The sequence below is a fragment of the Bacillus mexicanus genome (genome assembly GCF_050445615.1).
In the GTDB taxonomy this organism is placed as follows: Bacteria; Bacillota; Bacilli; order Bacillales; family Bacillaceae; genus Bacillus; species Bacillus mexicanus.
Window position 1 is genome coordinate 772,980 of record NZ_JBCEYV010000001.1, and the last position, 11,880, is coordinate 784,859.

12 protein-coding genes and 1 other RNA gene are annotated in these 11,880 nt (G+C 40.4%); 7 read left to right on the top strand and 6 right to left on the bottom strand.

Annotated features, from left to right (window positions below):
• Positions 1–3: 3 nt before the first annotated feature.
• Complete coding sequence (locus AAGG74_RS04315; RefSeq protein ID WP_162102752.1) at positions 4–231, bottom strand: hypothetical protein; 228 nt, start codon at positions 229–231, stop codon at positions 4–6.
• A 78-nt stretch (positions 232–309) separates the two neighbouring features.
• On the opposite strand from AAGG74_RS04315, the gene AAGG74_RS04320 reads away from it, so the two are divergent.
• The 7 genes from AAGG74_RS04320 to AAGG74_RS04350 all read left to right on the top strand — a co-directional run bounded on the left by AAGG74_RS04320 (position 310) and on the right by AAGG74_RS04350 (position 7,158).
• On the top strand, positions 310–642 hold the full coding sequence (locus tag AAGG74_RS04320) for a hypothetical protein (RefSeq protein WP_429674629.1): 333 nt from the start codon (positions 310–312) through the stop codon (positions 640–642).
• Between the two features lie 74 nt (positions 643–716).
• Positions 717–1,208 carry a TraR/DksA family transcriptional regulator gene (locus AAGG74_RS04325; protein ID WP_225493851.1) on the top strand — a complete coding sequence of 164 codons (492 nt, stop codon included), beginning with the start codon at positions 717–719 and terminating at the stop codon, positions 1,206–1,208.
• 155 nt (positions 1,209–1,363) lie between these two features.
• A complete protein-coding gene (gene azoJ / locus AAGG74_RS04330) occupies positions 1,364–1,990 on the top strand; it encodes an FMN-dependent NADH-azoreductase AzoJ (RefSeq protein WP_162102755.1) in 627 nt (208 codons plus the stop codon).
• A gap of 232 nt (positions 1,991–2,222) precedes the next feature.
• A non-coding RNA gene (gene ssrS / locus AAGG74_RS04335) (6S RNA) lies at positions 2,223–2,409 on the top strand.
• Between the two features lie 141 nt (positions 2,410–2,550).
• A complete protein-coding gene (gene recQ, locus AAGG74_RS04340) occupies positions 2,551–4,326 on the top strand; it encodes a DNA helicase RecQ (protein ID WP_429675236.1) in 1,776 nt (591 codons plus the stop codon).
• Positions 4,327–4,573: 247 nt separating this feature from the next.
• The gene (locus AAGG74_RS04345; RefSeq protein ID WP_429674631.1) at positions 4,574–5,428 is read left to right on the top strand and encodes a 3D domain-containing protein; all 855 of its coding nucleotides are present in this window, start codon (positions 4,574–4,576) and stop codon (positions 5,426–5,428) included.
• A gap of 140 nt (positions 5,429–5,568) precedes the next feature.
• Positions 5,569–7,158 carry a solute:sodium symporter family transporter gene (locus AAGG74_RS04350; RefSeq protein ID WP_429674632.1) on the top strand — a complete coding sequence of 530 codons (1,590 nt, stop codon included), beginning with the start codon at positions 5,569–5,571 and terminating at the stop codon, positions 7,156–7,158.
• Positions 7,159–7,190: 32 nt separating this feature from the next.
• Here the strand turns inward: AAGG74_RS04350 and desR are convergent, their stop codons facing one another.
• From desR to AAGG74_RS04375, 5 genes are all read right to left on the bottom strand, one after another.
• Complete coding sequence (gene desR, locus AAGG74_RS04355) at positions 7,191–7,790, bottom strand: two-component system response regulator DesR (RefSeq protein ID WP_162102758.1); 600 nt, start codon at positions 7,788–7,790, stop codon at positions 7,191–7,193.
• Between the two features lie 19 nt (positions 7,791–7,809).
• On the bottom strand, positions 7,810–8,922 hold the full coding sequence (desK, locus tag AAGG74_RS04360; protein ID WP_162102759.1) for a two-component sensor histidine kinase DesK: 1,113 nt from the start codon (positions 8,920–8,922) through the stop codon (positions 7,810–7,812).
• 117 nt (positions 8,923–9,039) lie between these two features.
• Positions 9,040–10,098, bottom strand: coding sequence for a Delta(5) desaturase DesA (gene desA / locus AAGG74_RS04365; protein ID WP_429675238.1), 1,059 nt, complete (start codon positions 10,096–10,098; stop codon positions 9,040–9,042).
• A gap of 166 nt (positions 10,099–10,264) precedes the next feature.
• The gene (locus tag AAGG74_RS04370) at positions 10,265–11,242 is read right to left on the bottom strand and encodes a S66 family peptidase (RefSeq protein ID WP_429674633.1); all 978 of its coding nucleotides are present in this window, start codon (positions 11,240–11,242) and stop codon (positions 10,265–10,267) included.
• A 63-nt stretch (positions 11,243–11,305) separates the two neighbouring features.
• Positions 11,306–11,803: a hypothetical protein gene (locus tag AAGG74_RS04375; RefSeq protein WP_162102762.1), complete on the bottom strand. Its 498-nt coding sequence runs from the start codon at positions 11,801–11,803 to the stop codon at positions 11,306–11,308.
• Positions 11,804–11,880: the final 77 nt, after the last annotated feature.

Below are 11,880 nucleotides of genomic sequence, written 5' to 3' on the forward strand. Positions count from 1 at the left end.
TTGTTATTGATGATTGATTTTCATACTGAGCGCATCTGTCCCATCACGATCATCAATTGATTCAATAGGAATGACGATAACAACAAAATCTGCGTTTTGTTCCCCAAAACCGTTATTTCTTTTAATCGCAGAGCACTTATTTCTTATATCCGCGGAACCGAAAGTAAGAGATGAGCCGGTGCCAATCGTGTTATTTTTGAAATGAGAAATGTTGATGCAAGTCGGAAGCATGAAAACCTCTCCTTTCTGTGGGGTATACCTCATTATATATTGCAGACAAAAGAGGAGTATGCAAAGGGTCGTGATGTCATGAAAAAAATGCTCCGTTCGCTGATCAGGCATTGTATGAAACCAGAGCTTGACAAACTGCGTGAATATGAAAAAAGACTTTCACTGCTTGAAAAGCAAAAACAAAGCAGCAACAATGAATCTGACGAAACCTATATACATATTGAAACGCTGCATGTCGAAAAAATTGATTATCATCTTGAATTCGGCGAGCTGACCATAGATGAACTCAGCGGAAAACTAAATATAGGAGCAACATATTATATACCGCCAGAAGAGAAGGACAAAAAGTGCCAGCGAAAACCAGAAACACCACCATCCCCGGCGGTCACGATCCGTTCAAAAAAGCAGTAGCCCACCTTTTTATCAAACCTTCCATGTTTGACAGGCGGTGAAACGGGAAACAGGATAGAAAGGAGAGGATATACATGGCATTGACAAAAGAACAAACACAGCATCTCTATCATAAATTGCTCGATATGCAAAAAGAATTGTCTGGCGAGAAGAAGAAAACAGAATCAATGACAGAAGAAGTGGGCGAGCTTTCCAATGGGGTTGACAACCATATGGCAGACCACGGCACACTCGTCACAGACCGGATGACAGATCAAACGGTGAGAGAGGTTGACCGGGAACTATTGGAAGAGGTCAATCACGCATTACAAAAAATGAAAGACGGAACGTACGGCGTATGTGAAAAAACCGGTCAAGACATTCCTTACGAAAGGCTTGAAGCGGTTCCCTATGCAAGAATGACAGTTGACGCTCAAGCTGATATGGAGGATGATCTGGACACAGATGCTCCATCATACGAAAGAGAGTTTCACGAACAAGTAAAAGATCTGTCCAATAAAGAAACGATTGACCAAAAAAGTTCACAGACATATGAGATTTTGGATCGTGAACAGGATTCGAAGTGAAAATGGCAAGCAAGTACACCGATATAAGTGAGGTGCACTTGCTTTTTTTTTATGAAAAAATCTCATATTCGAAATAAAGTGATTGACTTTGCGTAAAAAAGAAAGTAACATACTATTTGTAAGTAAATATAAAAAGTTTACCAGGAGGAATACAAATGTCTACAGTATTATTTGTAAAATCAAGCGACCGTACAGCCGAAGAAGGCGTTTCAACTAAACTTTACGAAGCTTTCTTAGCTTCTTATAAAGAAAACAACCCTGCTGATGAAGTGGTTGAATTAGATCTTCATAAAGAGAACCTACCTTACCTTGGAAGAGATATGATTAACGGAACATTTAAAGCAAGCCAAGGAATGGAAATGACAGAAGAAGAGAAAAAACAAGCGGCAATTGCTGACAAATATTTAAATCAGTTTGTAAAAGCTGACAAAGTTGTTTTCGCATTCCCGCTCTGGAACTTCGCAGTGCCAGCAGTTCTTCATACTTATGTTGATTATCTGTCTCGTGCAGGCGTTACATTCAAATACACACAAGAAGGACCAGTTGGTTTAATGGGCGACAAAAAAGTTGCGCTTCTTAACGCACGCGGCGGCATTTACTCTGAAGGACCAATGGCTTCACTTGAAATGTCATTAAACTTCATGAAAACTGTTCTTGGTTTCTGGGGTGTTCAAGACGTGCACACAGTTGTTATCGAAGGACATAACGCAGCACCTGATCAAGCACAAGCAATCATTGAAAACGGTTTACAAGAAGCAAAAGATCTTGCTGCAAAATTCTAATTACGACAAAACTCCTATCCATGCGATAGGAGTTTTTTTGCATACATTATAATAGAAGAAAGTGATCATCCGTTTTTACTGTACTGGCTGTTTTTTTCTATTGTGATATATTTTTTTGTTTGTCGAATAATCATATATAATAGCGAAATAACTGTTTTGATGGGTGAAAAAAATTTTTCTAAACAATTGTTCCACCCCCTTGATAAAAATCGACTGATGGTGTACTATATAAAAGAAGCTACTTTGTACGTATTGTTAATTAAGTTTTAACCTTTAAGCTGTAATAGGGAGTTTTATATCGAAACTGGAATGTCATGCCTCCATTGAAGAGGACGACAGGAATGTTTCTGCAAACACCCACTTTGAGGAGTGGTGGTTTAAAACTTTCTTACTTGCATACGGCAAGATGTAGCGAAAGCCATTTCCCTTTGGAAATGGCTTTTTATTTTGTCTGAAAAGAGCAGGCGTACTTAAAAATTCAATTTCTGCACGAAAGAAATGCAGGCTGTTTATTTATGATATGATGGGAGAAATTCAAGGTGAAGCGAGGTTTACACGTTATGTTACAAAGAGCCCAATCCCTGCTGGCTCATTATTTTGGTTATGAAAAACTCCGCAACGGGCAAGAAGAAGCGATCCGCTCGGTGACGGAAGAAAAACAAAACACGGTTTGCATTATGCCGACGGGAGGAGGCAAGTCGATTTGCTATCAAATTCCCGCACTGATGTTTGAAGGGACAACGATTGTCATTTCGCCTTTGATTTCCTTGATGAAAGATCAGGTAGATGCTTTGGAAGAAGCGGGAATTAACGCCGCCTACATTAACAGCACACAATCCAATCAGGAAATATATGAGAGGCTGAATGGACTGAAAGAAGGGGCCTATAAGCTTTTTTACATTACCCCAGAGCGATTAACGTCCCCAGAGTTTATTCGGATTTTGCAGGGCATTGATATTCCTTTAGTCGCAATAGACGAGGCACACTGTATTTCTCAATGGGGCCACGATTTCAGGCCCAGCTACAGAAATATTGAAATTTTGTTCCATGAATTACAGGACAAACCCGTCATTATGGCATTAACAGCAACAGCAACGCCTGAGGTTCATGAGGATATATGCAAACAGCTGCATATTCAAAAAGAAAATACGGTATATACCGGGTTTTCCCGAGACAATTTAACCTTTAAAGTTGCAAAGGGAGAAAATAAAGACCGTTATATTGATGAATATGTGAAAAACAACAAACATGAAGCAGGCATTATCTATACAGCGACGAGAAAAGAAGCTGATCGGATTTATGAGAGATTGAAACGAAATCAGGTCAGTGCAGGACGATATCACGGAGGTTTGGCTGATAATATGAGAAAAGAGCAGCAGGAAAAATTTCTTAATGATGAGCTGCAAGTGATGGTCGCAACCTCTGCTTTTGGAATGGGTATTGATAAATCTAATATTAGGTTTGTTCTGCATGCTCAAATTCCGAAAGATATGGAAAGCTACTATCAAGAGGCTGGACGAGCTGGGCGAGATGGCCTTCCCGGTGAATGTGTACTCCTGTTTTCACCACAGGATATTATGGTGCAGCGTTTTTTAATTGAACAATCAGAGCATGAAGAGAAACAGAAACAGGATTTAAAAAAGCTGAGACAAATGGTCGACTATTGTCATACGGAAGACTGTCTGCAGCGTTTTATCCTAATGTATTTCGGAGAAAAGGAGCCTGATATGTGCGGACAGTGCGGAAATTGCACTGATACAAGGACGGCTCATGATGTGACACGGGAGGCGCAAATGGTCTTATCGTGTATTATTCGCATGAAAGAACGGTTTGGCAAGACGATGATTGCCCAAGTGCTCGCCGGCTCTAAAAATAAAAAAGTTCTTGAAAACGGCTTTTCCAATCTCTCGACATACGGGATCTTAAAACACCAATCAGTAGGAGAAATCAGTGATTTTATCGAATTTCTCATTTCTGACGATTTTATCAGAATGTCAGATGGAACATTTCCGACTCTTTTTGTCAGCAGCAAAGGAAAAAATGTGCTGAGGGGAGAATGTTCGGTTACGAGGAAAGAAGCGTTAAAAGCTGAAGCGATTACGGAAAATGACGAGTTGTTTGAACGATTGCGGATGGTTCGTAAAGAAATCGCGGCAGAGCAGGGTGTTCCTCCTTTTGTCGTTTTCTCAGATCAAACATTAAAAGAAATGTCAGGGAAACAGCCTGTAAATGATGAAGAACTTTTGTCTATCAAAGGAGTCGGAGAACAAAAAAGAGCAAAATACGGCCGGCTTTTTTTACAAGAAATACAAGCTTATGTACAGGTAACAGACTAGAAAAACAGAAAAACAACCTTTTTTTCTATAAAAAACACTTTTTATTTTCTCTTTTTTCCCTCAAAATAAAAAGACTTGCAAAGCCTATTATATCAGGGGATCAGCAAGTCTTTCCAGCAGAGAGAAATCCTTCATGTAAAGGAACTGTAATCTAAATCAAATCTTTTTGTTATTGATTTGACATTTGCATGTGTTACGATATCACCTGTTAGCCGCCAATAAAAAGCTAACAAGGGAGGATTTACTTATGAAGAAGACGATTATGTCCTTTGTAGCAGTTGCTGCACTTTCAACAACTGCGTTCGGAGCTCACGCTTCTGCAAAAGAAATCACGGTGCAAAAGGGTGATACGCTCTGGGGAATCTCTCAGAAAAACGGAGTGAACCTAAAGGACTTAAAAGAATGGAACAAGTTAACTTCTGATAAAATCTTTACAGGAGATAAGCTGTCCATTTCTTCAGAAGAAACAGCCACTACTGGGCAATATACAATTAAAGCGGGAGACACGCTGACAAAGATTGCTCAACAATTCGGAACAACAGTGAATAACTTGAGAGTTTGGAATAACCTAAGCTCTGACATGATCTATGCTGGATCACCACTTTCAGTAAAAGGTCAGGCAACAGCAGCAAACGCAGTTACTGAGAATACGCAAACGAGCGCACCTCAAGCTGAAACAAAACAAGAAGCTGTGCAAAAAGAGCAACCTAAACAAGAAACAGTACAACAACCAAAAACAAAAGCTGCAGCAACAACTTCTGCTCCTGCAGAAGAAAAGGCTGTTCAATCTAATACAAATCATCATGAAGCTTCAAAAGAACTAACAGTTACTGCTACTGCTTACACTGCTAACGACGGCGGCATTTCCGGCGTTACAGCAACAGGCGTTGACTTAAATAAGAACCCGAACGCGAAAGTGATCGCGGTGGATCCTAATGTGATTCCGCTAGGTTCTAAAGTTTATGTCGAAGGTTATGGTGAAGCAACAGCAGCAGACACTGGCGGCGCTATTAATGGAAATAAAATTGACGTCTTTGTACCCAATAAAAGCGATGCATCTAATTGGGGCGTCAAAACTGTAAATGTAAAAATCTTAAACTAATTATATAGACTGTGATGAAAGACGCGAGCTTTGGCTTGTGTCTTTTTTTGTTATGTTTAGAGAGGTTTTTGCTGTGTGAAAAATGGGTAGATGGTAAATGCACCTGTTATCTGACTATTTGCAGAAGGAGTTGCTGGCCGTTGCTTTGGATTGTTGTATCTTTTCTGGCTATTAATATTGGGATATTTCTATTTTCATGGCAGAGAACAAGAAAGGTTAACTTAAAATCGTCCGATGGGTATTTTCTCGGAGGGAGAAGTCTTACTGCGTTATACATTGGAAGCTCGCTGCTGTTAACCAATTTATCAACCGAGCAGATGGTCGGGTTAAATGGACAAAGCTATGCAGGGTCTATGACAGCGATGTCATGGGAAGCGAGTGCACCGCTCGCATTAATCTTCCTTGCACTTGTCTTTCTGCCCCGTTATTTGAAAACAGGAATTACCACGATACCTGATTTTTTGGAACAGCGATTTGACCAAAGAACAAGGCAGATTGTTTCTGTGCTTCTTATTATTGGCTACGCAGTTTCATTCCTGCCGACAGTACTTTATTCAGGGGCTCTCGTGTTAAATCAAGTGTTCCATATTACAGAGACACTCGGCATCAGCACATTTATGGCTGTGCTGCTGATATCTATGATCATTGGCATAACAAGCTGCTGTTATATCTTTTTGGGCGGCTTGAAAGCTGCTGCCTCAGCTGATGCTATATATGGAATCGGATTAATATTAGGCGGTTTTTTTATTGTGATATTAGGTGTCCTTGCAGTCGGACAAGGCAGCTTCGGGGGCGGAGTGGCACAATTGACCTCTTTACATACGGAAAAACTCAATTCCATTGATGTCAGCAATTCGGCAGATGTGCCATGGCCGACGATTTTAACAGGACTATTAGTGAACAACCTCTTTTACTGGGCTGTTAACCAAGCAATCGTTCAGCGGACATTAGGAGCGAAAAATCTAGCTGAAGGACAGAAGGGCGCTCTTTTAGCAGGTTTCTTTAAACTTATCGGTGTGTTTTATTTAGTCGTTCCAGGAGTTATTGCTTTTCATTTATACGGGAGCGGAATAAAAAATGCTGACAGTGTTTATCCTCGTCTGATCGTCGATCTATTGCCGGTATCCCTCACTGGTGTATTTGCGGCTATTTTATTCGGAGCGATTTTGAGCTCGTTCAACGGCTCCCTGAACAGCACCATCACCTTGTTTACGCTGGACATATACAAACCGTTATGTAAGCCTCATGCGGATGAAGCTGACCTCGTCAAAACAGGGCGGATTTTCGTCGCGATTCTTGGAGGTATATCAATTATCATTGCGCCCTTTATTTTATATGCGCCATCAGGACTATACAGCTACCTTCAGGAAATGTTCGGATTTTTTAATGTCCCGATATTGGCAGCGGTTGTCGTTGGTTTCTTTACAAAAAAAGTGCCGGCTTTAGCTGTGAAAATAGCGATACCAGCACACATTGTTTTATACGGCCTGTCAAAAATCTATTTAGGCCACATTCATTTTCTGTACATTCTTGCTGTACTCTTTCCATTTTCAGTTGCTGTTATGCTATTGACAGGGAAGCTGTGTCCCAGAAAAACAGAATATCAGATTGATCACAATCCACAAGTGGATATATCGCCTTGGAAGCATGTAAAGCTGGCGTCCTGTATTCTTATCGTTTTGGCCGCGGCGACGTATCTTTTGTTTTCTCCTTGGGGAATTGCAGATTAAAAAAGGATCTTGGCAGGTGCTAAGATCCTTTTTTATTTAAACCAGCCTTTTTCCTTTGAACGGGTAATGGCTTCTATTCGGTTTTTCACTTCAAGCTTTTCTAAAATCATTGAGATATAATTTCGCACCGTTCCATTTTTGATGCTCAGTTCCTGAGCGATTTCTTTTGTGTTTTTTCCGTCAGCCACAAGTTCAAGCACTTCTTTTTCTCTGTCAGTAAGAGGGTTTGCCTCACTGTATATGTCCTCCATCAGTTCAGGTGCATAAATGCGTTTTCCGTTCATGACGCTTCGGATAGCGCTTGCGAGTTCTTCGCTCGGGCTGTCTTTTAATAAATAGCCCTTGACGCCTGCTTTAATGGCTCTTTGAAAATAACCGGGTCTGGCAAAGGTGGTTAAGATGATTATTTTGCAGGCCGTGCCCTTTAACTCTTCAGCTGCTTCAAGCCCTGATTTCCCTGGCATTTCAATGTCCATCATGCATATATCAGGCTGATGTTTTTTGACAAACTCAACAGCCTCTTGCCCGTTTGTGCCTTTTCCGACGACTTCCATATCGTCTTCTAAGTTTAGAAGCGATCCTAAAGCGCCCAAGAGCATTTGCTGGTCTTCCGCAATAAATATCCGAATCATGTAAGTCATCCTTTTTTGTTTATTTTGAGATATTAGGAATGGACATGGTAAGCTTTGTGCCGTTTTTTGTATCAATATGAAGGCACCCGTTTGCAAACTCAAGCCGCTCTCTCATGCCAAGCAAGCCATGTCCTTTTGAAAAATATTTTTCCTCGCCTTGAAACGTTCCATCATCAGTCACTGTAATGATAACTTCCTTCCAGAGCTGCTGAATGTCGATTCGGCATGTCTTAGCCTGACTGTGTTTGACGACATTAGTAACGGCTTCCTTTAAGCACATGCTCAAAATGTTTTCATTAAGCAAGGAGATATTTTCAGGCCACTTATCTTCTTCGTAGATAAACGTAATGCCGGCTGCTTCAAGAATTTGTTTGATGTTTATGATTTCATCCTCGAGCCGGATACCCTTCATAGAGGATACGATTTTTCTGACCTCATTTAAAGAAGTTCTGGCAGTTTGCTGTACGCTTTTCAGTTCCCGTGTGGCTTGTTCGGGATCTTTGTATATTAATTTTCGCGCCAAGTCGCTTTTCAAACCGATTAAAGAAAGCTTTTGCCCGAGTGTATCGTGGAGATCACGGGCAATTCGCTGCCGCTCTTCTAATTTCACCAGCTCGGCAATCCGTTCATTGGCATCCTCAAGTTTTTCCTCCAGCCGATCGCGCTCCTTGCGGCTTCTTACGCTGAAGGGCAATAAAATCGCGCTGATGAGGGTAATGACCACAAAAGGAATTTGCGTCAGGAAGAATTCCTTTTTTAATACGAGACTGAAATTAGCCGCAACGGCTGCGCTTATTAAATGGACATAATATAAAATATGAAAAGGGACGCGCTCTTTTATATTTCCAATAAAATAAGCGATAAAAAAAGCAAAATAAATATAACTGAACAAGGTAATAGAAGCGGTTGAAATGCCGATTAACAGAAATGCCCACAAATAAACAGCCCAGCCTTTTGAGACAAAAGCAAATCTATATACTGAAAAAAATAAAAGCGTCAAAATGATTCCGACGATAATAATAAGTGTAGATGATGACTGCCATATAAAGTAGAAGGGGAGGATAAAAAATATCGTCCATATATAGGGCGTAATCCCGCTTAGTTTTTGAAATATAAAATGTTTTTTGCTCATGATATTCCCTCATTTTCAACTTCTCATCTTATATGTAACTTTATCACTGCGACCGCCAGATTGCACCCTCGATCAGTAAAAAAGGAAGCCTTCTTGTAAAGAAGACCTCCTTCATCATCAGGCATATTTCCGCTGTTTTTGTTTTTTTGTTGAATCAGGCAGAATGCTGGAAGGTACATGTTTGATATCACGAAACGACACAAATTGTTTTTTGTCTTCATCCCAAAGGTGGAATGCTAGTGACTGCAGGCTTGTTTTTAAGGTGATTGTCGGTACGTTTTTTAATGGTTCGTGATGTTCATGCGCAACTTCAAGCTTATAATTAGGCACTTTAGGACTCAAATGATGAACATGGTGGTACCCAATATTGCCTGTAAGCCATTGAAGCAGTTTCGGCAGTTTATAAAATGAACTGCCTTCCACGGCTGCCTGGACATAGCTCCAGTTTTCATCTGCTTCAAAATAAGAATCTTCAAAGGTATGCTGCACATAAAACAGCCATACACCGATTGAACCTGAGATCAGAAAAATAGGACCTTGCACAAGCAAAAACGATTGCCAGCCAAAAATCAGACAGCAGGCAGCAGCCAAAGCCGCAATGGCCAAATTCGTAAGGTGTGTGTTTATACGCTCCTTGCGTCTTGCACCTTTTTTGTTAAAGCGGTTGGTGATTAGAAAAACATAAATCGGTCCGAGAATAAACATAATAAACGGGTTTCTATAAAGTCTGTATGCAAGCTTTGTTCGTCTGGATGCAGCTTTATATTCGTTTACGGTTAACATCCACAAGTCTCCTGTTCCGCGTTTATCCAGATTGCTGCTTGTCGCATGATGAATCGAATGGCTGTGCTGCCATTGAAGATAGGGAAACAAAGTCAGAACACCTGTCAGAAATCCGAGAATATGATTGTAGCGTTTTTGTTTAAAAAAAGATTGATGGCAGCAGTCATGAAAGATGATAAAAATTCTTGTCAAAAAACCTGCGGCAATTACGGTTAATGCTAACGTAAGAAGATAGGAGACGTTAAGGCTGAAATAAGCCAGAAACCATAGTCCAAAGAAAGGGATAAACGTGTTCAAAAGCTGAATCATGCTATTTTTTGTTTCAGGCTGAGCAAAAGCGGCTACTTGCTTTGTCAGCTGTTTTTGTTTATGAGCAGTGGTTTGTTCAGTCATCATAAGTATCCTCTCGTCGTGTGTCTCTATTTAGTATACGCGAATGAGAGGAGTCCTTTGTAGTAGCACACATCATACACTGCATATGACACTTGTCATACCTCGAGGAAAGTTTGTATAAACGATTACGCAAAAAAAGCTTGTAAAAAAGAAATTTACAAGCTGATTAATGTTTATTGATCCATATTCGTGCTGCACCTGAAACAGCTTCAATTCTGCATGTTCCCCCTATAGGAAAGGTGGCAATTGGTGAGGTGTGTCCGGCATTTATATTCGCGATGATCGGCAGGCCGGATAATTCTTTTTTTGTTTCAATCATGGCTTTCACAAGATCGATTGATACGTTTGATGCTTTTTGAAATCTGCCGATCAAAATTGCCTTTACATGAGAAAAAGCGGGGAGGTGGATGAGTGATTGCAGATCACGGTCAAACATGTGGATGTCTGACATATAATCATCTTCTATCAATAAAATAGTATTTTCTGTTTCTGGAAAATACTCCGTTCCCTGCAGCAAATTAAGCGTGCATAAGTTTCCGCCAATCAAGGTGCCTTCCGCATATCCCTCTTGAATCACAACAGGGCCGTTATGAGGATAAAATCGCCTGTTTTCTTGATCCAAATACCAGCGGTCATCGCTCCATTCGCTCGAAGGATGAATCTCAAACGGGTCGTCGGAAGCGCAGCAAGAAAGAAAATAATCTTTTGTATAATCGAGCCCTTTTTTCATTGCAAATGTTGAAAAGTGGGGACCTGAATACGTAACAAGACCTGTTTTTTGATAAAGGGCGTTGCTGAGGGCCGTTATATCGGAATAGCCGCACAGAATTTTTGGATGCTGTTTGATTTTTTCGTAATCAAGATAGCGCAGCAGCTGATTTGAATTAAAACCTCCGAGTGTCGTTAAAATCGCTTTGACACCTGAATCGAAAAAGGCAGCGTGCAGATCATAGACTCTTGATTCGATAGAGGAGGAATCAAATTCGTTCCTTTCATTTGCATGTTCAGCGATGGTTACTCGATAACCTAAGCGTTCTAATGTGGTTTTTGCTTGAATTTTTGCTTCATTTGATAATGTAGACATGCTGGTCGCGGGAGACACGATCCGGATTTCGTCTCCCTTTTTCAGTTTTGAGGCGAACATAGCACCCTCCATTAATGGTTTTATACCATTACAGCATATCTTGACTCTTTCTTCTAGACTTTTTTACAAATCAACCCACTTAATGCTCCCTGATTGGGTATCATGATCGATGCATACTTTGAATTGATGTTTTTCATAAAAATGAATTAGCCGGTCTACATGATCCCAATCCCGTTTGGCAATGTCACCGGTGACTTTCGGAATATTGCGGTCTCTGGCGATATCTTTTAAGTATTTCATGCAAATGGAACCAAATCCATGATTCGGAGGGCCTTTTATATCACCGATATGAATCGAGTCATTCTTGTAAGATGCTACAAGTGAAAAACAGCCTTTCCCTCTGTAAGCCGTTTTACAATCGGTAAGCATAATTTTGCATGTTTGGCCATCATCAATCGAAGAAACGATCATCCACTCTTCATGTGTCGATTGATCAATACCAAGCACTCTGGCATCTTTAGATAGATCCTTTATATTCTCCTGCATGCGATAAATCTGAAATTGTAAATCTGTTAGTTCTTCCTCAAGTTCTTGACGGTTTTTTTCATTAACAGTAAACAAGATCAATCTCCTTTCAAAAATCAGCTTAGAAACACAATTACCAATTGTATTAGATGAGAGGGGCATTGTAAATAACA